We start from the raw sequence: 24890 nt of genomic DNA, 5'->3' as shown, positions 1-24890 counted from the left end.
AGTATTTTACTGATACTCAAAGAATAGAAAGAGGAAATAATAGAATGACACATTCAGTATTCCAAGGACGTAGCTTCTTAGCAGAAAAAGACTTTAGCCGTGCTGAGTTAGAATACCTTATTGGTCTTTCAGCTCACTTGAAAGATTTGAAAAAACGCAATATTCAACACCACTATCTTGCTGGTAAGAATATCGCTCTCTTGTTTGAAAAAACATCTACTCGTACTCGTGCAGCTTTTACAACAGCGGCTATTGATTTGGGAGCACATCCAGAATACCTTGGTGCTAACGATATCCAACTTGGCAAGAAAGAATCTACAGAAGACACTGCTAAAGTTTTGGGTCGTATGTTTGACGGGATTGAATTCCGCGGCTTCAGCCAACGCATGGTGGAAGAACTGGCAGAATTCTCAGGTGTTCCAGTATGGAATGGTTTGACTGACGAATGGCACCCAACTCAAATGTTGGCTGACTACTTGACAGTTCAAGAAAACTTTGGCCGTCTGGAAGGCTTGACATTGGTATACTGTGGTGATGGACGTAACAACGTTGCCAACAGCTTGCTGGTAACAGGAGCTATCCTTGGCGTCAACGTTCACATCTTCTCGCCAAAAGAACTCTTCCCAGAAAAAGAAATCGTTGAATTGGCAGAAGGATTTGCTAAAGAAAGCGGCGCTCGTGTGCTAATCACTGAAGATGCTGACGAAGCAGTTAAAGGCGCTGATGTTCTTTACACAGACGTTTGGGTATCAATGGGTGAAGAAGACAAGTTTGCAGAACGCGTTGCCCTCCTCAAACCTTACCAAGTTAACATGGATTTGGTGAAGAAAGCTGATAATGAAAACTTGATTTTCTTGCACTGCTTACCAGCATTCCATGATACAAATACTGTTTACGGTAAAGATGTCGCTGAAAAATTCGGCGTAGAGGAAATGGAAGTAACAGACGAAGTCTTCCGCAGCAAATATGCTCGTCATTTCGACCAAGCAGAAAACCGTATGCACACAATTAAAGCGGTTATGGCTGCAACTCTTGGAAACCTCTACATTCCAAAAGTATAATTTTACATAAGAAACCGTCTACCAACAGCTATGAGGGCTGCGACTAATAGCTTTAGTCCGGCCCTCTTTTATATGATAAGGAATGCTTATTTACTTATTGAAAATTTGAAAATCTACCAAAATAAATTGGAAGCGCATTCTTTGGAGTGCAATAAAGGAGAATTAAATGGCAAATCGTAAAATCGTTGTAGCTTTGGGAGGAAACGCCATCCTTTCATCTGACCCATCAGCGAAAGCACAGCAGGAAGCCTTGGTGGAAACTGCTAAACACTTGGTGAAATTGATTAAAAACGGGGATGACCTTATCATCACCCATGGGAATGGTCCGCAAGTAGGAAACTTGCTGCTGCAACACTTGGCAGCTGATTCTGAAAAGAATCCTGCCTTCCCGCTAGACTCTCTTGTGGCTATGACAGAAGGCAGCATTGGCTTCTGGCTGCAAAATGCCTTGCAAAATGCTCTCTTGGATGAAGGCATCGAAAAGAATGTCGCTTCTGTTGTGACTCAAGTAGTAGTTGATAAGAACGATCCAGCTTTTGTCAACCTCAGCAAGCCAATCGGTCCTTTCTACTCAGAAGAAGAAGCAAAAGCGGAAGCTGAAAAGAGCGGAGCGACTTTCAAAGAAGATGCTGGCCGCGGTTGGCGTAAGGTTGTTGCTTCACCAAAGCCAGTGGATATCAAGGAAATTGAAACCATTCGTACCCTTTTGAATCAAGGTCAAGTAGTAGTAGCTGCGGGTGGCGGCGGAATTCCTGTCGTCAAGGAAGACAATGGCCATCTTACTGGTGTTGAAGCCGTTATTGATAAGGACTTTGCTTCTCAGCGCTTGGCAGAGTTGGTTGATGCGGACCTCTTTATCGTTCTGACTGGTGTGGACTATGTCTTTGTCAACTACAACAAACCAGATCAAGCAAAACTGGAACATGTGAATGTTGCTCAGTTGGAAGAATACATCAAGCAAGAACAATTTGCACCAGGCAGCATGCTTCCAAAAGTAGAAGCGGCTATCGCCTTTGTTAACGGCCGTCCAGAAGGAAAAGCAGTTATCACATCTCTGGAAAATCTAGGCGCTCTGATTGAGTCTGAAAGCGGAACAATTATCGAAAAAGGCTAAAAAAATACTGATTGAAGGCTGATAGCAGATATCATTTCTTTGCTGGAAATCTTTTCTTGAAAATCATTTATAATTTTCAAAAATACTGGCTTTTTCAATGTTAATATGGTAAAATATAAACAAAGTAAGCGTTTTCTTGTTTACTCATGCAGGAAAATGCAGGTTCGTAACCTCGTAAAAAACGTTTAGGAGGAAAAACAAATGAGTGAAAAAACAAAAAAAGGGTTTAAGATGCCTTCATCTTATACCGTATTGCTTCTCATCATTGCCCTTATGGCAATCTTGACTTGGATTATCCCAGCCGGGGCTTTTGTAAAAGGTGTTTACCAGCCTCAGCCCCAAAATCCACAAGGAATTTGGGATGTCCTGATGGCACCGATTCGTGCAATGCTGGGCACGCATCCTGAGGAAGGATCCTTGATTAAGGAAACTACAGCTGCGATTGATGTTGCCTTCTTCATCCTAATGGTCGGTGGTTTCCTTGGCGTCGTCAATGAAACTGGCGCTTTGGATGTGGGAATTGCCTCTATTGTTAAGAAATACAAGGGGCGCGAAAAGATGTTGATTGTTGTCTTGATGCCTCTCTTTGCTCTTGGTGGTACAACCTATGGTATGGGTGAGGAAACCATGGCCTTCTATCCGCTTTTGGTACCAGTGATGATGGCGGTTGGTTTTGACAGTCTGACTGGGGTGGCTATTATTTTGCTTGGTTCGCAAATCGGATGTTTGGCTTCTACACTAAATCCATTTGCAACGGGTATCGCTTCAGCGACTGCTGGTGTCGGAACTGGTGAAGGGATTGTCCTTCGTCTCATCTTCTTGGTTGTTCTGACTGCTCTCAGTACTTGGTTTGTGTACCGCTATGCGGATAAGATTCAAAAAGATCCGACCAAGTCATTGGTTTACAGCACTCGAGAAGAAGATTTGAAACACTTTAACGTTGAAACTTCTTCATCTGTTGAGTCAACTCTGAGCAAGAAACAAAGAATTGTTCTATTCCTGTTCATCATGACATTTGTCCTTATGGTATTGAGTTTCATTCCTTGGACAGATCTCGGTATTACTATCTTTAAGGACTTCAATACTTGGCTGACTGGACTTCCAGTTCTTGGTCAGATTATTGGTTCATCTACTTCCGCACTGGGTACTTGGTATTTCCCAGAAGGAGCGATGCTCTTTGCCTTCATGGGAATCCTGATTGGTGTTGTGTATGGTCTGAAAGAAGACAAGATTATCTCAGCCTTCATGAACGGTGCAGCTGACTTGCTTAGCGTAGCCCTGATCGTAGCAATCGCCCGTGGTATCCAAGTTATCATGAACGATGGTATGATTACAGACACTATCCTCAACTGGGGCAAACAAGGACTCAGCGGTTTGTCATCACAAGTATTTATCGTCTTGACTTACATTTTCTACCTGCCAATGTCCTTCCTTATCCCATCATCATCTGGTCTAGCTAGTGCAACTATGGGAATCATGGCTCCGATGGGAGAATTTGTCAATGTCAAGGCTAGCTTGATCATCACAGCTTATCAGTCTGCTTCAGGTGTGCTGAATCTGGTTGCACCAACTTCTGGTATCGTTATGGGAGCTTTGGCACTCGGACGTATCAATATCGGTACTTGGTGGAAATTTATCGGCAAGCTGATTGTAGCTATCATTGCTATCAGTATTGGTCTCTTACTCCTAGGAACTTTCTTACCGTTCCTATAAGCTAGAAGCTGAGGTGATTCCATGAAAAATTTTATAACGGAAGAGATTAAAGAAGATTTTCTTGAATCTTTGAAAACAATCGTTTCTTATCCTTCAGTGCTAAATGAAGGTCAAAATGGAACACCTTTTGGACAAGCTATCCAAGATGTCCTAGAAAAAACTTTAGAAATCTGTCGAGAGTTAGGTTTTACCACCTACCTCGACCCTAAAGGTTATTACGGATATGCAGAAATCGGTCATGGAGCTCAGCTCCTGGCCGTTCTCTGTCATTTGGATGTTGTTCCATCAGGTGATGAGTCGGACTGGCAGACGCCTCCCTTTGAAGCTACTGTCAAGGATGGCTGGATTTTCGGCCGTGGGGTTCAGGACGATAAGGGACCTTCTATGGCCGCTCTTTATGCGGTAAAAGCATTGCTGGATAGCAGAGTGGAATTTAAAAAGCGGGTTCGCTTTATCTTTGGTACAGATGAGGAGACGCTTTGGCGCTGCATGGCTAGGTATAATCAGCTTGAAGAGCAGGCTGCACTTGGATTTGCACCAGATTCTTCCTTCCCTTTGACCTATGCTGAGAAAGGGCTTCTGCAGCTCAAGCTGGAAGGGCCGGGCTCTGACACTTTAGAGCTCGAAGCTGGTCAAGCTTTTAATGTCGTTCCTGCCAAGGCTTCCTATTCGGGCAGCCTACTAGAGTCAGTCGTTGCAGGATTGGAAGATTTAGGTTATGAATATGAGCGAACGGCAGAAGAAGTAACGGTTATCGGCTTGCCCAAGCACGCCAAGGATGCCGCCCAAGGAATCAATGCCATTATTCGCCTAGCTAAGGTCTTGCAGCCCTTGGATTCGCATCCGGCTCTTGCATTTCTGGCTCAGGCGGTCGGTGAAGATGCAACAGGCAGCCATCTCTTTGGTCCTGTGTCTGATGAACCGTCGGGTTTTCTTTCCTTTAATGTTGCCGGTCTGACTTTAAGCTCTGACCGCTCTGAGATTCGGATTGACATGCGAATTCCGGTCTTGGCAGACAAGGATAAGTTGGTTGAAAAGCTGGCAGAGATAGCCAGTCAATATGAGCTGACATATCAGGAGTTTGACTACTTGGCTCCGCTCTACGTACCTTTGGACAGCGAGTTGGTCAGCACCCTGATGGAAATTTATCAGGAGAAAACAGGAGACAACAGTCCAGCTATGTCTTCTGGCGGAGCGACCTTTGCTCGTACTATGCCTAACTGTGTTGCCTTTGGCGCCCTCTTTCCGGGAGCTGATCAGACAGAGCATCAGGTCAATGAACGATTCCGCCTAGATGATCTGTATCGGGCCATGGATATTTACGCAGAGGCCATTTATCGTTTGGCTACAACACCTTAAATGAACCATCTTCAAATCTTATTTGTACTGCATTGCTCTGGTCAAGTATGGCTTGCTGATTTACTAATAGCTTTCATTGAGACAAAAATCGTAAATAGAAAAAGCTGAGGCAATTTTGTCTCAGCTTTTATTTACTAAAGAAAAATGGTGGGGTGAATTCTTTGAGCTTCTCAAAGCAGTCAAGGGCACCTTGGTTATCCTCGCAGATAATCAGACAGACGTCATCACCGCAGACAGTAGCAACAATCTGTGGCAGCTCTAGAGCGTCTAAGATTGCACCGAAAGACTGGGCCAGACCAGGCAGGGTTTTCATGACGACTTGGTTTTGAACTGGCCGCAGCATGACCAAAGCATCCTCCATATAGAAACGAAGGCGTTTTTCCCAACGGGATGGTGCAATACTGTTGATAATATAGTAGGAAGTATCGTTCTCACTGACCTTGACCAGATTGAGTGCTTTCATATCTCGTGAAAGAGTGGACTGGGTTACAATGACGCCGTTTGCTTCCAAATGCTCCTGAAGTTCTTGCTGGGTATGGATTTTTTTCTCCATGATTAAGGAGCGGATGAGACGGTGTCTGCTTTCAATTTTATTCATAAATTTTCACCTATAGTTATTTGATAAACATAGCATCACCAAAGCTGAAGAAGCGATAGCGCTCAGCAATAGCATGCTCATAAGCTTCAAGCGTTAAGGAACGTCCGGCAAAAGCAGAGACTAGCATGACCAGAGTTGACTTGGGCAGGTGAAAGTTGGTTGAAAAAGCATCAACGACCTTCCAATCGTATCCCGGCTTGATAAAAATATTGGTCCAGCCAGAGTCGGCTTGAATCTGCCCCTGGAATTTACTTCCGATTGTCTCCAGAGTCCGGATAGATGTCGTGCCGACTGCAATGACACGGCCTCCCTTAGCTTTGACCTGACGGAGTGTCTGGGCAGCTTCCTCGGACAGGCTGTAAAATTCGGAGTGCATCTCGTGATCATCTAAGCTGTCCACAGAAACCGGTCGGAAAGTTCCCAGTCCGACATGAAGGGTGAGATAGACCAGCTCGACTCCCTTGGCTGCAATCTGCTCCAGCAATTCTTCTGTGAAATGAAGTCCAGCAGTTGGCGCAGCGGCAGAGCCGTTTTCTTTAGCGTAGACAGTCTGGTAGCGTTCGCGGTCTGCCAGTTTTTCGTGGATATAAGGCGGAAGCGGCATTTCTCCCAAACTTTCCAAGACCTCTAGGAAAATCCCTTCGTAGCCAAAGCGCACGATTCGGCCACCGTGATCAAGCTCATCTACCACAGTGGCAGTTAAGCGCCCATCGCCAAAGGAAATCTGAGCACCTACTCTGAGGCGTTTGGCCGGCTTGGCTAGCACTTCCCAGTCATCACCCTGGACATTTTTCAGCAGCAGTAGCTCGACATGGCCCCCTGTCTCAGGTTTGATACCATAAAGGCGGGCAGGCAGGACACGCGTATTATTCATAACTAAGGCATCGCCGGGCTGGAGCTGATCAATAATCTGGTCAAAGTGCTGGTCCGAGAAGGTCCCCGTTTCTTTATCGACCACTAGCAAGCGTGAAGCATCTCTTTTCTCTAAAGGCGTCTGAGCAATCAGCTCTTCGGGCAAGTCAAAATCAAAATCAGCGGTATTCATCGTATCTCCTTATATTGTTTTCATCAGCCAGAGTAGGTAGGCTGCCAGTAGGAAGGGACTAGCTGTAAGTAAGCCGCCCAAAATCAAGCTTAGCATCTGCCAGCCTCGCTGTTTTTTCATGAGGAAGCTCAGGCTGCAGAGCAAGACTCCGACTAAAAATAAAATCAATAAAACACTCAGTAAAAACATGGTTCTATTATAACACGATTTGTAGCAAAAGGAAGCGAGCATGACTTAAAAATCTCTTCATTTCACCGACTTTTTCTTGACAAAAATTGGTCTATACCATATAATATAATTAAGAAAAGATGTGGAGGTGGAAAATGAAAATTATTCAAGTGGAAAACCAAGTAGAAGGTGGCAAAGTGGCTCTCGAACTGCTCAAAGAAAAGCTGACTCAGGGGGCAAAAACTTTGGGCTTGGCTACAGGCAGCAGCCCAGAAGAATTTTACAAGCAGATCGTTGAGAGCGACCTTGATTTCTCAGAGATGATTAGTGTCAATCTGGATGAATATGTTGGTTTGCAGGAGGACGATCCTCAGTCTTATCGCTATTTCATGAACCAGCACCTCTTTAACCAAAAGCCTTTTAAAGCAAGCTTCCTGCCTAATGGTGCAGCGACAGACTTAGAAGCAGAAGTGGCGCGGTACAATCAGCTTCTAGCGGAGCATCCGGCTGATTTGCAGATTTTGGGAATTGGTACGAATGGTCATATCGGTTTTAATGAGCCGGGGACTAGTTTTGAAAGTCAGACTCATTTAGTAGATCTGACACCGTCCACCATTCAGTCCAATGCTCGATTCTTCGACAAGATGGAAGATGTTCCGACTCAGGCTATTTCCATGGGAATTGGCAATATTCTCAATGCTAAGTCCATCATCCTCTTTGCTTATGGTTCAGCTAAGGCCAAGGCTATAGCAGGGACTGTTGAGGGTGAGGTGACGGAGGAACTGCCAGGCAGTGCTCTCCAGAAGCATCCGGATGTTGTAATTATTGCTGATAAGGAAGCTCTTAGTTTGTTAAAACACTAAGATTTTGACATTGTTGCTATAAAACTGGCTTTGACAGATAAAAGTCTCTTAATTTCCTATCTATTTTTTAGGTAGGATTTTTTCGATTTATGGTTGACTTTGCGTAAAATATGATATACTAGATAGGTATAATTGTTCTTTGGAGGATCCTGTGAAGAAAAAGCTTTTGTTATTGGGAATTGCGTTCCTGACCTCGTTAGTACCACTAGCTGCTAGGTCTGATGAATTGGTGGATATGGCTAAAAAGATGTATCCGCATGATAATGTTCAGGCGATTAATCGTCCCAAGTCTTCTCTCGTTATTGACGGCAGTACAGGTGATGTTGTATGGGAGGATAATGTCGATGAGGTACGTGACCCAGCCAGTATGAGTAAGCTCATGACGCTTTACTTGGTCTTTGAAGCGATTAAGGAAGGAAAAATCAGCGAAAAGACGGTCATTACAGCTACACCTCAGGATCAGGCCATCGCTAATATTTATGAAATTTCTAATAATAAGATTGTCGCAGGTGTGGACTATACCGTATCTGAGCTCATTACCATGACAATCGTTCCTTCATCCAATGCGACAACCGTCATGCTGGCCAATTATCTATCGGATAATGATCCAGATGCTTTCTTGGATCGAATGAATGCCAAGGCTCAAGAGCTGGGCATGACCAATACCAAGTGGTTCAATGCCAGCGGTGCAGCGGCGATTTCTTTCAAGGGATATTACAATCCTCAGAATTACGATAATACTCTCAGCAATCAGACAACAGCCCGTGATTTGGCGATTCTGGCCTACAACTTTGTCAACCACCATCCTGAGATTCTAAACTATACTAATAAAGCCAAGGTTACGGTTAAAGCCGGAACTCCTTACGAGGAAACCTTTGAAACCTATAATTACTCCCTGCCGGGTGCTAAATACGCACTCAAGGGCGTAGATGGTATGAAGACGGGCTCTAGTCCTAACGGTGCTTTCAACTATATCGCGACCATTAAGCGTGGAGATCAGCGCATGATTGCTGTGATTATGGGAGTCGGTGACTGGTCTGACCAAGACGGTGAGTATTACCGCCATCCTTTTGGTAATGCTTTGATTGAGAAGGCTTATGCGGACTATGAGTACAAAAAACTCTTATCCAAGGGTGAGCAGGAGATTGATGGACAGAAATATAAGCTGCCTGAGGATTTCTACGCTACTGTTAAAAAGGGAACCGAGCCTAAAGTCAAGGTTGAAAACAATGTTCTCAAGGCTGAAAATGGCTTGAAGACCTTGTCTAGTAAGATCTCTGATGAAATGAAAGTCGAGAAAGTTGAGAATCCAGTTGCTCAGGCCATTGAAAATGTGACTGGCAGCAAATCAGAAAGCAAGCCTTGGTATGGCGTGTTCTTCAGCGATAAGATGTTAATTCTGTTGCCTGTTGGCATCCTGTTGATCATTCTGTACTTTGAATATCGCAGTCGTCAAAAACGCAAGGCTGCAAAACAGGAACGTCGTAGAAATACAGATGTTGAATAAAGGGAATGTCCTCTGTCACAGACGAACGGAATGACTTTCCAAGCTAAAACTCAGTTCTTTCGCTGAGTTTTCTTTCTGTCTTAAGGAGATTTCGATGCAAAAAAAGTTTCACAACAGCTATCTAGCTCATTTTTTACTTTTTAATTTTTTCTTTCTAGCCTACTCTCTTTTTTCGACCCTGATATCAGTCTATATGCAGGACTTAGGCTATTCTAATGCCCAAGTATCTCTAGTAGTGTCGTCTTCCTTCTTTGCCTCCATGTTGGCTCAGCCAATCTTTGGAATAATCAGCGATGCTTTGGGAATTAAAAAGATTTTCCTCTTTAGTTTTTTAGCCATGATGGTTGGGGCTGTCTTTTTTATGAAGGCAACTCAGCTCTGGCAGTTACTGGTCTGGTATAGCCTGGTCCTCATGTTGATCAACGGGGTCAATCCAGTCATGGATGTTCTGGCGGCTCAAAGTCCTTATACTTATGGCAAGATTCGGATTTGGGGAACCATTGGCTATGCCTTAGGCTCTCAGCTAGCAAGACTAATCTATCAAAGAGTCGCACCGCAGGCTATTTTCCCGGTCTTTATTGGCATGATGCTTATCAGCAGCCTAGGACTTTTGGGAATCCAGCCCAAGCATGACCGAGCAGCCCTAGATAAAAAGGACATCCACAAGCAGACAGGTCTGGGGAAGCTCTTGACCAACAAAACCTATCTCTTTTACCTGCTTTTGGTCGCCCTCTACTCAGGGGTGGGGAATACTGGTCATACCTATATCCCAGCCATGCTTCAAAATAGTGGCTTAGAGGTGGATATGGCCTCGACTGTCGTTGCCTTATCAGTTCTGGTTGAAGCGCCTTTTATCTTTTATTCCTATCTCTTTATGGACAAGATTTCGATGAAAAAGCTTCTTTATATCTGTCTGGGAATCATCTTTCTCCAGTATAGCGTTTATGCCTTGGACCTAGGTTTGATTTCGAAAATCGGGATGACTCTCCTTTCCAAGCATGTGACAGGCATGGTTTTGATTATGGTGACCCTGAAAATCGTAGCCAGTCTGGTTGATGAAAAATACCTGGTTACTGCCATTGCTTTGGTCCAGACAGCCCGCAGTCTGGGTACCATTCTCATTCAAAATCTGGCCGGCCATTTTCTGGACAGTTGGGGTTATGAAGGAATGAACCTATTTCTAGCAGCTATTATCTGTCTAGTCTGTCTGCTGGCCCTCTTTCTGAAATTACCAGAACGAAAAGGAAATCAATTATTTGGATAATGAAAAACGAGTCGGAGAGATGTTCTCTCGACTCGTTTTTTTATCTAGATAGTTTCTCTTTTCTTTTGCGAATATTCTAGTAAATGAGAGAAATTTTAGAGGGGGCTAGGATATGTTTGTGGCGCGAAATCATAAGGGGCTTTTGTGTAATGCTCTGAAGGAGAAGATTGAGAAGGGGGCTGATTTCGTCTGCCCCGCTTGTTCAGGGGCAGTCCGTTTTAAAAAAGGGAAGGTGCTGCAGCCGCATTTTGCGCATATTTCGCTAGAAGAGTGTCGTTTTTATAGGGAAAATGAGAGTGCTGAACATCTAAGTCTCAAGGCAGAGCTTTTTCGCTGGGCTGCCCAGACAGAAGAAGTTGAGGTGGAGGCTTTTTTGCCTGCACTGCAGCAGATTGCTGATTTGCTAGTTGATAAAAAACTGGCTCTTGAAGTCCAGTGCAGCCCCCTAAGTATAGAACGGCTGCAGGAACGGACGCTTTCTTACCGCCAGCATGGCTATCAGGTTCTCTGGCTCTTGGGGCGAAAACTTTGGCTCAAGGATTCCCTAACCCGTCTGCAGAAGGATTTTCTCTATTTTAGTAAAAATATGGGCTTTCATCTTTGGGAGCTGGATCAAGAAAAGCGAGTTCTGCGTCTCAAATACCTGATTCACGAAGATCTGCATGGAAAAGTCCAGCACAAGACCAAGAACTTTCCCTTTGGTCACGGCCGGCTTTTGGATATTTTGCGCTTGCCCTTTCAAAAGCAGGAGATGAACAGCTTTCTGGGCCAGCAAGATCCGCAGATCTGCAATTATATCCGTCGTCAGCTTTATTACCAGCAGCCTAGATGGATGCGGCTGCAGGCCCAGCTCTACCAGAATGGCGATAATCTCTTGACTAAGACTGCAGAGGATTTCTATCCACAGATTCGACCAATACAAGCTGCTTCCTTCTGTCAGATAACTACTGATTTGACTGGCTATTACCAGCAGTTTGAGAACTATTACGCCAATCTCCAGCAAAAAAATCTGCAAATTGTTTATTCACCGGCTTTTTATACAAGGATTTTGCATTGATTTGTGATAGAATAGGGGAGTCGGAGGATTTTTTTATGGCAAAACAAAGAAATGAAATTGAAGAAAAATATACTTGGGATTTGAGCACCATTTTCCCAACAGATGAAGCCTTTGAAGCTGAATTGGCGCAGGTTTCAGAAGAAGTGAAGAAAGCAGCTAGTCTGGCTGGACATTTGCTGGATTCAGCGGACAGTCTCTTAACAACGACTGAAGTGCAGCTGGACTTGATGTGTCGTATTGAAAAGCTTTATTCTTATGCTCACATGAAGAATGACCAGGATACACGTGTGGCTAAGTACCAAGAGTATCAGGCTAAAGGCATGACTCTTTACAGCGATTTTGGTCAAAGCTTTGCCTTCTACGAGCCCGAATTTATGGCGATTACAGAAGAGCAGTACCAAGCTTTCCTGGCTGAGCAGCCAGGTTTACAGCTGTATCAGCATTATTTTGACAAGCTTTTGAAAAAGAAAGCTCACATCCTGACACAGCGTGAAGAGGAGCTACTGGCTGGTGCTGGTGAAATCTTTGGGGCAGCTGGCGAAACCTTTGCTATTTTGGATAATGCAGATATTGTCTTTCCGATGGTGCATGATGAAGATGGAAATGAAGTTCAGCTTACCCACGGTAACTATATCACCCTGGTCGAGTCTAAGAACCGAGAAGTCCGTAAGGAAGCCTACGAGGCTCTTTACAGCGTCTACGAGCAGTACCAGCATACCTACGCTAAGACTCTGCAGACCAATGTCAAGGTCCACAACTACAATGCGAAAGTCCGCAAGTTCTCATCTGCCCGTGAAGCGGCCTTGTCAGCGGACTTTATTCCAGAAAGTGTCTATGACAGCTTAGTTTCAGCTGTCAATAAGCATTTGCCTCTTTTGCAGCGTTATATTGCTTTGCGAGCGAAGATTTTAGGCATTTCTGACTTGAAGATGTATGATATGTACACACCTTTGTCAGAGACAGACTACAAGTTCACTTATGAGGAAGCCTTGGCTAAGTCTGAGGAAGTTCTGGCTATTCTGGGTGAGGATTATTTGAGCCGAGTCAAGACAGCTTTTTCAGAGCGCTGGATTGATGTTTATGAAAATCAAGGCAAGCGCTCAGGAGCATACTCAGGCGGGTCTTATGATACCAATGCCTTTATGTTGCTCAACTGGCAGGACACGCTGGATAATCTCTTTACCTTGGTGCACGAGACAGGCCACAGTATGCACTCCAGTTATACTCGTGAGACCCAGCCTTATGTCTATGGAGACTATTCTATCTTCCTAGCTGAGATTGCTTCAACGACTAATGAAAATATCCTGACAGAGAAGCTCTTGGAAGAAGTAGAGGACGATGCTACTCGCTTTGCTATCCTCAATCACTTCTTGGATGGCTTCCGGGGCACAGTCTTCCGTCAAACCCAGTTTGCGGAGTTTGAGCATGCTATCCACAAGGCTGACCAAGAAGGTCAAGTTTTGACCAGCGAGTTTCTCAATGAGCTCTACGCTGATTTGAACGAGAAATACTATGGTTTGAATAAAGAAGACAATCCGCAGATTCAGTACGAATGGGCACGGATTCCGCATTTCTACTATGACTACTATGTTTTCCAATATTCGACAGGCTTTTCAGCAGCTTCTGCCTTAGCTGAAAAGATTGTCCATGGCAGTCAGGAAGACAAGGATAAATATCTGGACTATCTCAAAGCTGGGAACTCTGACTATCCCCTCAATGTCATCAAAAAAGCAGGTGTGGATATGGAAAAAGAAGACTACCTAAATGCTGCTTTTTCTGTCTTTGAGCGTCGTCTAGACGAATTCGAGGCCTTGGTAGAAAAGTTGGGACTGGTATAAGATGGTCGAGACTTATAATCAAAACTCTAATCCCAATATGCGCCGTCCTGTGGTCAAAGAGGAAATCGTAGACTTTATGAGGCAGCGTCTCCGGCCAGTCACTGGTGGACTCAAGGAGCTGGAAGACTTTGCCAGAGCTGAAAATGTACCTGTGATTCCCCATGAGACAGTGGCTTACTTCCGCCTACTACTCGAAAGTCTGCAGCCAGAGAAGATTTTAGAAATTGGTACTGCTATTGGTTTTTCGGCTCTTTTGATGGCGGAACATGCGCCTCAGGCTCAGATTACGACTATTGACCGCAATCCAGAGATGATTGAGCTTGCTAAGGCTAATTTTGCTAAGTATGACAGCCGTCAGCAGGTCACCCTGCTGGAAGGTGACGCAATGGATCTGCTTGAGACACTAGAGGATTCTTACGACCTTGTCTTTATGGACTCTGCCAAGTCCAAGTATGTGGTCTTTTTGCCTCAGGTCCTCAAGCGCCTCAATCCTGGTGGTCTGGTTCTCATTGATGATGTCTTTCAAGGTGGCGATGTTGCCAAGCCTTTTGAGGAAATTAAGCGTGGTCAACGGGCCATTTACCGCGGTTTGCATAGCCTGTTTGACGCAACTTTGGACAGTTCAGATTTGACTGCGAGTCTGCTTCCTTTGGGAGATGGACTGCTTATGATTAGAAAAAAATGACATCTCTGATTTTTTCCTAATTTCCAAAAATTTTTAGTAAAATTTAAGATATCAATTCAAATTTGTGCTACAATAGAAAACGTGAACTTTTAAGAATAAGGAGTCAATATAAAATGAAGAAAAAAATATTTGCAGGAGCTGTGACACTCTTGTCAGTCGCTGTATTAGCAGCATGTTCTAACTCAGAAGGCAAGGACATCGTGACCATGAAAGGAAACACGATTACTGTCAATGAATTTTACGATCAAGTGAAGACCAATGGTGCAGCTCAGCAGGTCTTGCTGCAGATGACCATCAAAGATATTTTTGAAGAAAAATACGGCAAAGACGTCAAAGACAAGGACGTCAAGGAAGCTTTTGAAAAGTCTAAAACTGCTTACGGTACAGCTTTTGCTCAAGTCTTGGCTCAAAACGGATTGACCGAAGATGCCTACAAGGAGCAAATCCGCACCAATATGCTGGTAGAGTATGCCGTTAAGAAGGCTGCTGAAAAAGAGCTGACTGACGAAAACTACAAGGCTGCCTTTGAAAACTACACGCCAGAAGTAACAGCTCAAATCATCAAAGTTGCCAGCGAAGACAAAGGTAAGGAAGTTCTTGAAAAAGCTAAAGCAGAAGGAGCAGACTTCAGTCAAATCGCTAAGGAAAACTCTACCGATGCTGCCACTAAGGAAAAAGGCGGAGAAATCAAGTTTGACTCTGGCTCTACTGATGTTCCAGATGCTGTCAAAAAAGCTGCCTTTGCTTTGGAAGAAAATGGCGTTTCAGACCTTGTGACTGTGCCAGATTCACAGTACTCAGCAAGCTACTATATTGTTAAGCTGGTCAAAAAGTCAGAGAAATCTTCTAACTGGAAAGACTACAAAGATAAGCTGAAAAAGATTATCATTGCGCAAAAAGAAAAAGATACTAGCTTTATCCAAAGCGTTGTCGCTAAAGAGCTGAAAGATGCCAACATCAAGGTTAAGGACAGTGCTTTCCAATCTGTCTTTGCTCAGTATATTGAAACGACAGGCTCTTCAACTTCTTCATCAAGTGCTGCCAGCAGCTCAAAGACTTCTGAGTCCAGCTCAGCAGCTGAAAACAGTTCGGCAGAAGCTTCATCATCAGCCGCAGAATAAGGTTGACGAAAAGACAATAAGCAAGTATAATAAGACTGGTGAGAATTGATTTTTCAAGTTCTTAGTTCAGAGAATTGGCGGTGCTGCGAGCCATCTGAGACGGGGAATCATGCTACTCATCTTGAAAAATAGAATACGAAATGAGAATGACAAGTTCATTGAATGAAGGTGGTACCGCGGTTTTTCGCCCTTCGGACAAGGAACTTGTCTTTTATGTTGACTGTGGAGGTAACATAATGAAAACCTATCTTGTCAAACAGAAATTTCGCTTAGGCGGCGAACGCTTTGATATCAAGGACAATCGAGGAAATGTGGATTATCAAGTGGAAGGCTCTTTCTTCCAGATTCCTAAGACCTTTACGATCTATGATAGTCAGGGCCAAATCGTCAGTCAGATTACCAAGACCGTTCTAACCTTCCTGCCCCAGTTTGAAATCAAACTCAGCAGCGGACATAGCTTTTATATCCGTCAGAAATTCACTATTTTGCGTGATAAGTATAAATTTGATAATTTGGGGCTACGAGTTGAAGGGAATATCTGGGATTTAAACTTTCGTCTGCTGGATGACAGCAATCAAGTCGTTGCAGAGATTACCAAGGAGCTTTTCCATCTGACCTCTACTTATCAGGTTCATATCTATGAGGAGACTTATTCAGATTTGGTGATTTCCCTCTGTGTCGCTATTGATTATGTCGAAATGCTGGAAAGTTCGTCATCATAATGCAATTTTTTAGAAAAAATTTAAGGAGAAAAAACAAATGAAACAAATGTCAAGTGCTCAGGTTCGTCAAATGTGGCTGGATTTTTGGGCAACTAAAGGTCATGCAGTAGAACCATCTGTCAGCTTGGTGCCAGTCAATGATCCAACCTTGCTCTGGATTAACTCTGGTGTAGCGACCCTCAAGAAATACTTTGACGGAACCATTATCCCGGAAAATCCTCGGATTACCAATGCTCAAAAAGCCATTCGTACCAACGATATTGAAAATGTTGGAAAGACTGCCCGCCACCATACTATGTTTGAAATGCTGGGTAATTTCTCTATCGGCGATTATTTCCGTGATGAAGCGATTGAGTGGGCTTACGAGCTTTTGACTAGCCCTGAGTGGTTTGATTTTCCCAAAGACAAGCTCTACATGACCTACTACCCAGATGACAAGGACTCTTACAACCGCTGGATTGCTATGGGCGTTGAGCCTAGTCATTTGATTCCGATTGAGGACAACTTCTGGGAAATCGGTGCGGGACCTTCTGGACCAGATACAGAGATTTTCTTTGACCGGGGTGAGGCTTTTGATCCAGAAAATATTGGGGTCCGTCTCTTAGAAGAAGATATTGAAAATGACCGTTATATCGAAATCTGGAATATCGTCTTGTCACAATTCAATGCTGACCCTGCTGTACCGCGTAGCGAGTACAAGGAATTGCCACATAAGAACATTGATACGGGCGCAGGTTTGGAGCGTTTGGTCGCTGTTATCCAAGGGGCTAAGACCAACTTCGAGACCGACCTCTTTATGCCAATCATTCGTGAAGTAGAGAAACTGTCCGGCAAGGTCTATGACCAAGATGGCGACAATATGAGTTTCAAGGTTATCGCAGACCATATCCGCTCGCTCTCCTTTGCCATTGGTGATGGGGCTCTTCCTGGAAATGAAGGTCGTGGCTATGTCCTTCGCCGTCTTCTTCGTCGTGCTTCAATGCATGGTCAAAAATTGGGGATCAACGAGCCATTCCTTTACAAACTGGTTCCAACTGTGGGCAAGATTATGGAAAGCTACTATCCAGAAGTCCTTGAGAAGAAAGACTTTATCGAAAAGATTATCAAGAGTGAGGAAGAATCTTTTGCTCGTACTCTGCACTCTGGTCAACACTTTGCCCAAGGCATCGTAGCAGTCCTGAAAGAAAAAGGTCAGACAATCATCTCTGGTCAAGATGCCTTCAAACTCTACGATACTTACGGCTTCCCGCTGGAGTTGACTGAGGAAATTGCTGAAGAAGCAGGCATGACTGTAGACCGTGCTGGCTTTGAAGCGGCTATGAAAGAGCAGCAGGATCGGGCGCGTGCGTCTGTCGTCAAGGGCGGATCAATGGGTATGCAAAATGAAACCTTGCAGGCTATCACAATAGAGAGTGTCTTTAACTACGAAAAAGAAGAGATGACTGCTGAGCTCCTTGCTATCGTGGCGGATGATGCAGCAGTCGAATCTGTTGAGTCAGGAACAGCTGCCCTTATCTTTGCAGAAACACCATTCTACGCAGAAATGGGTGGTCAGGTGGCAGACCACGGTCAAATCTTTGATGGAGCAGGCAATCTGGTAGCGCAAGTGACGGATGTGCAAAAAGCACCAAATGGTCAACCACTGCATACTGTAGAAGTTTTGGCTCCTCTGGCTCTGGGTCAAAGCTATAAACTGGAAATTGACCACAGCCGCCGCCACCGTGTGATGAAAAACCACACGGCGACTCACCTCTTGCATGCAGCTTTGCATAATGTTCTTGGTAACCATGCAACCCAAGCAGGCTCTCTGAACGAAGTAGAATTCCTGCGCTTTGACTTTACGCATTTCCAAGCGGTGACAGCTGAAGAGCTGCGCGCTATCGAGCAAGAAGTCAATGAGAAAATCTGGGAAGCCCTTGCCATTGAGATAGTAGAGACAGATATTGACACTGCTAAAGAAATGGGAGCAATGGCGCTCTTTGGCGAAAAATATGGTAAAGAAGTTCGTGTCGTAACCATCGGCGACTACTCTGTCGAGCTTTGCGGAGGAACTCACGTAGGCAACACTTCTGAAATCGGTATTTTCAAGATTGTCAAAGAAGAAGGTATCGGATCTGGCACTCGCCGTATCTTGGCAGTCACCAGCAAGGAAGCTTTTGAAGGCTACCGTGAGGAAGAAGAGGCGCTTAAGGCTATTGCAGCGACCCTCAAGGCACCGCAAATCAAGGAAGTGCCTCACAAGGTTGAAGCACTGCAGGAGCAGCTGCGTCAACTCCAAAAAGAGAATGCAGAGCTAAAGGAAAAGGCAGCAGCAGCGGCCTCTGGTGAAGTCTTCAAGAATGTTCAAGAGGCAAATGGACATAGCTTTATCGCTAGTCAGGTCTCTGTGTCTGATGCAGGTGCCCTGCGTACCTTTGCGGACACATGGAAGCAGAAGGACTATTCAGATGTTCTCATACTGGTCGCAGCAATTGGAGACAAAGTCAACGTCCTTGCAGCCAGCAAGACCAAGGAGGTCCATGCTGGTAATCTGATTAAGGAATTGGCGCCGATTGTAGATGGTCGAGGCGGCGGTAAGCCAGACATGGCTATGGCCGGCGGCAGCAAGCAATCCGCTATTCCAGACTTGCTAGCAGCAGTTGCTGAGAAGTTGTAATGTTAGATAAACGATAGATAAAAAGGTCTGCTCTTTGGGCAGACCTTTTTCTGTGCCCTTAGCTCTCTTACTTCTCTGTATGAAAAGTTAATAGGCCGCTTTTCGGCAAGAAATTATGAATTGTTTTAGAATAAATAATGATATTTTCAAAAATATTGCATAAAAATACAGAAAATACTTGACAAAGGGAAAATATACGAGTAAAATAAAACGCATATTTATACGGAGGTGTTTTAAAAATATGCGTATTTCGATTGTAGGAATTACTGGTTACTCAGGAATGGAACTCCTCCGTATTTTACTGCAACATCCGCAGGCGGAAGTCGTTTCCCTTCATGCCAGCCAAGATATGGAGTCTCCTGTGTCAGAGCTTTATCCTCATTTGAAGGGGATTTGCGACCTGAAAATAGAAGCTTTTGACAGTCAGGAAATTATGCGACGAGCAGAACTTGTTTTCTTTGCAACGTCAAGCGGAGTGGCTAAAGATTTGTCAAAAGATTTTGTGGAAGCAGGATTTCCGGTTATTGACCTTTCTGGTGATCATCGTTTACCAGGGAATATTTATAAAAAATGGTATCAGAAAGAGCCAGCAGAAGACTATGTTCAAAAAGCGTTTATTTATGGGCTGTCTGAGTTTACAGATGTCAAAGGGAAGCGATTTATTGCTAATCCCGGCTGTTATGCGACAGCTACAGAGTTGGCCTTGATTCCCTTGCTGAAGGCTCAGGCTATTGAGCTGGACTCCATTATTGTTGATGCCAAGAGTGGCTTGACAGGGGCGGGGAAAAATCCAGCTGCATCTAGCCATTTTGTTCATGTGCACGATAACTATGTGACTTACAAGTTAAATCAGCATCAGCATATTCCTGAGATTGTGCAGCAGTTGCAGCGTTTTGATGAGGGATTGCAGCAGATTCAGTTTTCAACTTCCCTCATTCCGCTCAATCGTGGCATCGTGGCGACGGTTTACAGCAAGTTGAAAGAACCTTTGACTCGGGAAGAACTGGCTGCTATTTACCAAGAATGCTATCAGGGCAAGCCATTTGTCCGTATCCAAGCTGCTCTGCCGAATCTGCACCAGGTTGTCGGTACTAATTATACAGATATTGGTTTTGACTATAATCCTGTGACAAATATTTTAACTGTCGTGGCTGTGCTGGATAACTTGATTAAAGGGGCTGCTGGTCAGGCGGTTCAAAATATGAATCTGATGCTGAGCTTCCCTGAAACAGATGGCCTGCTTAGTCAACCTTCCTATGTCTAGATGAGAAAGGGTTAGATATGAAGATTATTGATGGAACGATTGCCAGTCCGCTAGGCTTTTCGGCTGACGGTTTACATGCTGGCTTTAAGAAAAAGAAGTTGGATTTTGGCTGGATTGTCTCAGAAGTACCAGCCAGTGTGGCAGGAGTCTATACGACTAATAAAGTCATTGCTGCTCCGCTTCTAGTGACCAAAGCATCAATCCAAAAGAGCCAGAAATTGCAGGCAATAGTTGTAAATTCTGGTGTTGCAAATTCCTGTACAGGCCAGCAGGGACTGGACGCCGCCTGTGAGATGCAGCGATTGACTGCTCAAAAGCTGAAGATTGAGCCCGACTTGGTAGGTCTGGCTTCTACAGGAGTCATCGGCGAGCAGCTTCCAATGGATGCTTTGAAAAATGGTCTTTCTCGGATTCTGGTGAGTGGTAAGGCAGAAGATTTTGCTGAGGCTATCTTGACGACAGATACTTGCACCAAGACCTGTGTAGTCACAGAAGAGTTTGGAACAGACCTGGTGACTATGGCAGGGGTGGCTAAGGGATCGGGCATGATTCATCCGAATATGGCGACGATGCTGGCCTTTATCACTTGTGATGCCAATATTTCCAGCGCTACCTTGCAAGCGGCTCTCAGTCAGCATGTGGAGACGACTTTCAACCAAATCACGGTGGATGGAGATACATCGACCAATGACATGGTGCTAGTCATGGCTAACGGCTGCCGACAAAACGAAGAAATTCTGCCAGATACGGAAGAATTTGAAAAATTTTCCAAGATGCTCCGCTATCTTATGGCTGACTTGGCTAAGAAAATTGCCAAGGATGGGGAGGGAGCGACCAAGCTGATTGAAGTTAATGTGCGGCATGCCAAGGATGAACAGAGCGGCCGTATGATTGCTAAGAGTGTCGTTGGATCTAGCCTGGTCAAAACGGCTATTTTTGGTCAAGATCCCAATTGGGGCCGAATCTTAGCAGCTATCGGCTATGCGGGAGCAGATGTCTCGGTTGATGACATTGATATTTGGATTGAGGGGATTCCAGTTATGCAGGCTTCTAGTCCTGTGGCTTTTGACCCCGAGGAGACTAGTGATGCCATGGCTGGGGAGCTGCTGACCTTGACGATTGACCTACACGATGGGGACGCTGAAGCTCAGGCCTGGGGCTGCGATTTGTCCTATGATTATGTGAAAATCAATGCCCTCTATAGAACCTAAGGAGAAATGCAATGAAAGATGTGATTGTTATAAAAATTGGCGGTGTTGCTGCGCAAAAGCTGTCTACTAAGTTTATCAAGCAAATGCAAGCGTGGATAGCAGCTGGTAAGAAAATCGTAGTCGTTCACGGAGGAGGTCTGGTCATTAACCAACTTATGAAAGAGCGCCAGCTGCCTACTCGCAAGGTTAAGGGGTTGCGGGTAACAGCTAAGTCTGACTTGCCTATCATTGAGCAAGCCTTGCTAGGTCAAGTCGGCCGGACGCTGACACAAGAACTGAACGACTCAGATATTGAAAGCCTTCAGCTGGTTTCACATTTGGGGAAGACAGTTTCGGCAGATTTTATCGATAAAGATCTCTATGGCTATGTCGGTCAGGTGAAGGCGATTCAAACTGCCTATCTAGAGCAGCTGCTGGCTGCGGACATGGTCCCGGTGCTGGCTTCGCTAGGGGAAAATACAGCTGGCGAGCTCTTAAATATCAATGCAGACTATTTGGCTGCGGCAGTTGCCAGTAGCTTACAGGCAGAGAAGCTGATCCTGATGACAGATATAGAAGGGGTTCTAGAGGACAAAAAAGTCCTGCCCCAGCTTCTGACCAGTCAGGTTTCCAAGAAGATTCAGACAGGTGTCATCAAGGGCGGCATGATTCCTAAGATCGAGAGTGCTGTTCAGACTGTGCTTTCCGGTGTCGGGCAGGTTTTGATAGGTGATAATCTTTTGACGGGCACCTTGATAGCAGAGGGATAACGATGACTTATTTATTTGAAAACTACAAGAGGGCACCTATTGAGTTTGTTAAAGCAGAGGGCGCCTATCTGATTGACAGTGATGGAAAGGCTTATTTGGACTTTTCATCGGGGATTGGCGTAACCAATCTTGGCTTTCACCCGCAGGTCCAGCAGGCTTTGATCCAGCAAGCAGGGCGCATCTGGCACAGTCCCAATCTCTATCTTAGCTCTCTGCAAGAGCAGGTAGCTCAGGAACTGGCAGGTTCTTATGATTATTTGGCTTTTTTCTGCAATAGCGGAGCAGAAGCTAATGAAGCAGCTATTAAGCTAGCTCGCAAAGCTACTGGCAAGCAAGGCATTATAACTTTTCAGCAATCCTTTCACGGTCGGACCTTTGGCGCTATGGCCGCAACAGGACAGGATAAGATCAAGGAAGGATTTGGTGATGGGGTTCCTCATTTCAGCTATGCGGTTTACAATGATCTGGCCAGCGTAGAAGACTTGGTCAATCAGGATACGGCAGCTGTCATGCTGGAATTGGTCCAAGGAGAATCAGGAGTTCGTCCAGCAGAAGCAGCCTTTGTCAAAGACTTGGCAGATTTTTGCCAACGAGAGGGGATTTTACTGATTGTTGATGAGGTACAGACAGGTATGGGGCGCACGGGTCAGCTTTATTCCTTTGAGCATTATGGGATTATACCGGATATTGTGACACTGGCTAAGGGTTTAGCCAATGGCCTGCCCGCTGGTGCTCTATTAGGAAAATCCAGCTTGGCTCCTGCTCTTGGACCTGGCAGTCATGGCTCTACCTTTGGTGGCAATAAATTAGCCATGGCAGCTGCCTTGGAGACCTTGCATATCATGAAAGAGGCGGGCTTTATGGAAGAAGTCAGGTCTAAGAGTACCATCTTGATGGAGCAGCTACAGCTTGCTTTTCGGGACCATCCAAAGATTTCTGCTGTTCGAGGCCTAGGCATGATGATTGGGATTGAAACAAGTGCCAGTTTGTCAAAGATTGTTGAAGCCGCTCGTCAGAAGGGCTTGATTATCCTGACAGCCGGAGAAAATGTTATCCGTCTCCTGCCACCATTGACTATCGGTAGGGAGGAAATCCAGCAGGGGATTGCTACTTTAAAAGAAGTGTTTTCTCAAGTAGATGAATAAAGGAAAAGAGAGTGGGACAGAAATCGGTAATTCGTTAGAATTCGATTTCGTCGTCCCACCTCCGCACAGTTGAGTAGGGCTGTAAAAGCTGATGAAATCAGCGTAGTAGAGCCCACTCAACCACTGCGTCTTGCTCGACAATCCAAAGACAATTGAGAGGCTAGGACTTTTGTCCCAGCCTCTTATTTGTCTATGATAATGGTGTTTTTGAAAATGATTATTATTTTTTTGACAAATATACTTGTCAAAAAGAAAAGAATCTGTTACAATACTTTTGAACAGGAAATGGAGGGACGCTTATGAATGCATTCTTATGGTTCTTGCTTCCGATGACTTTTATGGTTTTTATCTTTGGGATTGATTCTTCCAATAAGCTAAAACGGATGCAGGGACGGATAAAGTCTTTAGAAAGAAAAAGAAAGGGGAACAAAACAATGTCAAGATTTTTAAAAGAAATGATTGGAAAGAAGCCGACAATTATGAGCGAGTCAATTGGAACCAATAACTGGCTGGTAAACTGGCTGGTAGTGGATGTGGATGAAGAATGGGTCAAGCTGAGCATGACAGATAAAAAAGGTCAGACCAAGACCAAGCTGATTCGTATTGAAGACATTCGGTCTATCGAGCTTTAGGAGAAGTGGGGGATTTTAATGAAATTAAGAAATCGACTCAAGGAGTTGAGGGCGCGTGACGGTCTCAACCAGACAGAACTGGCTAAGCTGGCCGGTGTTTCCAGGCAGACAATCAGCCTTATAGAGAGGGGCGAATATACCCCATCGATTGTGATTGCCCTTAAGATTGCCCATATTTTCAATGAAAACGTTGAGAATGTCTTTCGGCTGGTGGAGGAAGCAGAATGAAGAACCAATTAAGATTCATTTCAACAGGAGCTAAAACAGTCCTTCAGCCTCAGCATTCTTGTATCATCTATTGTAAAAAAATAAAGGAGAAGAAGTCGTGAAAGAGCAAAAACGTATATCTACACAGCAAAGAGTTTTATATAATGTCCTTATATTTCTAGCTGGAGCTTTAATAGGTGGTCTGTCTATTTTATTTTCTGAAACTGGTCTGCTAAAAAACATCAGTTGGTCGACTATTTTTTCTGTTCAACTGCTGCGCCAGCTAGGTAGGGCCGGCCTTATCATCCTATATCCCTTGGTCTTTTTCTTGATTTATCGGACTCGTAAATACAATGAAGCCTATGAAAAAGAAGCAGATGAGGATAAGAATTATGAATGGTACCGGCTAACCTTTAAAAATCTGGAATATGCGACTATTGTCTTTAATATCAGCAGTGCTATCGTTCTTTTTACGATTTTAGTTGGAGTTGTTTTTATTGGAAATATCACTAATCATAAGAGCCCTCTTCAGTGGAGTCTTATAGATTATGCGATTGCCTTTCTTTATATTATTTTGCAAGTTGTCTTTTTAAAGACAGTTCAGAAGGTGCGGCACTATAAGCTATCAGCCTTTCCGACTACTGAGGAAATAAAAGAATTTGCCCTCTCTTATGATGAGTCAGAGCTGCAAGCCAATTATGAACAGTGCTATCTTATTCTCTTTAATGTAAATCAGAGACTTCTGCCAGCCCTCTATGTTATTTTAGGGATAGTGGGAACTTTCACCCCCCTTAATGTCGTTTCCGGCTTTGCCGTCCTGCTAGTGATTCATATCTATATCAATCTTATGTATTATCCAATGGTAAGAAAATATTTCAAATAAGCTTATTTCTCGATGAAAGGCGGAAATC

At 44.4% G+C, this 24890-nt stretch carries 23 protein-coding genes; 20 read left to right on the top strand and 3 right to left on the bottom strand.

The features are described 5' to 3' along the window. The first annotated feature begins 44 nt into the window (after positions 1-44). The 4 genes from argF to ELZ47_RS08075 all read left to right on the top strand — a co-directional run bounded on the left by argF (position 45) and on the right by ELZ47_RS08075 (position 5247). The gene (argF, locus tag ELZ47_RS08090; RefSeq protein WP_002896073.1) at positions 45-1061 is read left to right on the top strand and encodes an ornithine carbamoyltransferase; all 1017 of its coding nucleotides are present in this window, start codon (positions 45-47) and stop codon (positions 1059-1061) included. A gap of 166 nt (positions 1062-1227) precedes the next feature. Next, on the top strand, positions 1228-2175 hold the full coding sequence (arcC, locus tag ELZ47_RS08085) for a carbamate kinase (protein WP_125338225.1): 948 nt from the start codon (positions 1228-1230) through the stop codon (positions 2173-2175). 201 nt (positions 2176-2376) lie between these two features. Then, a complete protein-coding gene (locus tag ELZ47_RS08080) occupies positions 2377-3888 on the top strand; it encodes a YfcC family protein (protein ID WP_126435759.1) in 1512 nt (503 codons plus the stop codon). Positions 3889-3909: 21 nt separating this feature from the next. Beyond that, positions 3910-5247: a dipeptidase gene (locus ELZ47_RS08075; RefSeq protein WP_126435758.1), complete on the top strand. Its 1338-nt coding sequence runs from the start codon at positions 3910-3912 to the stop codon at positions 5245-5247. 127 nt (positions 5248-5374) lie between these two features. On the opposite strand, the gene ELZ47_RS08070 is transcribed toward ELZ47_RS08075, so the two are convergent. From ELZ47_RS08070 to ELZ47_RS08060, 3 genes are read right to left on the bottom strand one after another with little or no spacing between them, the layout of a single operon-like run. Continuing rightward, positions 5375-5845: an arginine repressor gene (locus tag ELZ47_RS08070; protein WP_002929798.1), complete on the bottom strand. Its 471-nt coding sequence runs from the start codon at positions 5843-5845 to the stop codon at positions 5375-5377. Between the two features lie 16 nt (positions 5846-5861). Continuing rightward, entirely contained in the window at positions 5862-6890 is a 1029-nt protein-coding gene (gene queA / locus ELZ47_RS08065) for a tRNA preQ1(34) S-adenosylmethionine ribosyltransferase-isomerase QueA (protein ID WP_126435757.1), read from the bottom strand. 9 nt (positions 6891-6899) lie between these two features. Continuing rightward, entirely contained in the window at positions 6900-7079 is a 180-nt protein-coding gene (locus ELZ47_RS08060) for a hypothetical protein (RefSeq protein WP_164549594.1), read from the bottom strand. Positions 7080-7213: 134 nt separating this feature from the next. Here ELZ47_RS08060 and nagB point away from each other — a divergent pair, with 134 nt between their 5' ends. The 16 genes from nagB (at position 7214) to ELZ47_RS07975 (ending at position 24862) form a co-directional block, all read left to right on the top strand. Continuing rightward, positions 7214-7921 (top strand): glucosamine-6-phosphate deaminase, encoded by a 708-nt coding sequence (nagB, locus tag ELZ47_RS08055; RefSeq protein WP_126435755.1) that lies wholly within the window; start codon positions 7214-7216, stop codon positions 7919-7921. A gap of 151 nt (positions 7922-8072) precedes the next feature. Beyond that, entirely contained in the window at positions 8073-9428 is a 1356-nt protein-coding gene (locus tag ELZ47_RS08050) for a DUF1958 domain-containing protein (protein ID WP_126435754.1), read from the top strand. Between the two features lie 94 nt (positions 9429-9522). Continuing rightward, positions 9523-10692 (top strand): MFS transporter, encoded by a 1170-nt coding sequence (locus tag ELZ47_RS08045; RefSeq protein WP_126435753.1) that lies wholly within the window; start codon positions 9523-9525, stop codon positions 10690-10692. Between the two features lie 112 nt (positions 10693-10804). After that, complete coding sequence (locus ELZ47_RS08040; RefSeq protein ID WP_126435752.1) at positions 10805-11749, top strand: competence protein CoiA; 945 nt, start codon at positions 10805-10807, stop codon at positions 11747-11749. 35 nt (positions 11750-11784) lie between these two features. Continuing rightward, positions 11785-13587: an oligoendopeptidase F gene (pepF, locus tag ELZ47_RS08035; protein WP_126435751.1), complete on the top strand. Its 1803-nt coding sequence runs from the start codon at positions 11785-11787 to the stop codon at positions 13585-13587. A gap of 1 nt (position 13588) precedes the next feature. Further along, positions 13589-14272, top strand: a complete 684-nt coding sequence (locus ELZ47_RS08030) for an O-methyltransferase (protein WP_002900808.1) — start codon at positions 13589-13591, stop codon at positions 14270-14272. 113 nt (positions 14273-14385) lie between these two features. Continuing rightward, positions 14386-15393 carry a peptidylprolyl isomerase PrsA gene (prsA, locus tag ELZ47_RS08025; protein WP_126435750.1) on the top strand — a complete coding sequence of 336 codons (1008 nt, stop codon included), beginning with the start codon at positions 14386-14388 and terminating at the stop codon, positions 15391-15393. Positions 15394-15533: 140 nt separating this feature from the next. Further along, a complete protein-coding gene (locus ELZ47_RS08020) occupies positions 15534-16115 on the top strand; it encodes an LURP-one-related/scramblase family protein (protein ID WP_197715318.1) in 582 nt (193 codons plus the stop codon). 37 nt (positions 16116-16152) lie between these two features. Beyond that, positions 16153-18771, top strand: a complete 2619-nt coding sequence (alaS, locus tag ELZ47_RS08015; protein ID WP_126435748.1) for an alanine--tRNA ligase — start codon at positions 16153-16155, stop codon at positions 18769-18771. Positions 18772-19012: 241 nt separating this feature from the next. After that, a complete protein-coding gene (gene argC, locus ELZ47_RS08010; RefSeq protein WP_126435747.1) occupies positions 19013-20035 on the top strand; it encodes an N-acetyl-gamma-glutamyl-phosphate reductase in 1023 nt (340 codons plus the stop codon). Positions 20036-20052: 17 nt separating this feature from the next. Beyond that, positions 20053-21246 (top strand): bifunctional glutamate N-acetyltransferase/amino-acid acetyltransferase ArgJ, encoded by a 1194-nt coding sequence (gene argJ / locus ELZ47_RS08005; protein ID WP_126435746.1) that lies wholly within the window; start codon positions 20053-20055, stop codon positions 21244-21246. A gap of 11 nt (positions 21247-21257) precedes the next feature. Beyond that, positions 21258-21995 carry an acetylglutamate kinase gene (gene argB, locus ELZ47_RS08000; RefSeq protein WP_126435745.1) on the top strand — a complete coding sequence of 246 codons (738 nt, stop codon included), beginning with the start codon at positions 21258-21260 and terminating at the stop codon, positions 21993-21995. Positions 21996-21997: 2 nt separating this feature from the next. Further along, the gene (locus ELZ47_RS07995) at positions 21998-23140 is read left to right on the top strand and encodes an acetylornithine transaminase (RefSeq protein WP_126435744.1); all 1143 of its coding nucleotides are present in this window, start codon (positions 21998-22000) and stop codon (positions 23138-23140) included. 299 nt (positions 23141-23439) lie between these two features. Further along, complete coding sequence (locus ELZ47_RS12065; RefSeq protein WP_126435743.1) at positions 23440-23772, top strand: hypothetical protein; 333 nt, start codon at positions 23440-23442, stop codon at positions 23770-23772. A gap of 18 nt (positions 23773-23790) precedes the next feature. Continuing rightward, positions 23791-24000 carry a helix-turn-helix transcriptional regulator gene (locus ELZ47_RS07980; protein ID WP_002896031.1) on the top strand — a complete coding sequence of 70 codons (210 nt, stop codon included), beginning with the start codon at positions 23791-23793 and terminating at the stop codon, positions 23998-24000. Positions 24001-24097: 97 nt separating this feature from the next. Then, complete coding sequence (locus ELZ47_RS07975) at positions 24098-24862, top strand: DUF3169 family protein (RefSeq protein WP_126435742.1); 765 nt, start codon at positions 24098-24100, stop codon at positions 24860-24862. Positions 24863-24890 lie beyond the last annotated feature (28 nt).

The organism is Streptococcus sanguinis (assembly GCF_900635155.1).
GTDB lineage: Bacteria > Bacillota > Bacilli > Lactobacillales > Streptococcaceae > Streptococcus > Streptococcus sanguinis_G.
The sequence above is the reverse complement of the archived record's forward strand: the minus strand, read 5'-3'. Positions and strand labels throughout refer to the sequence as shown.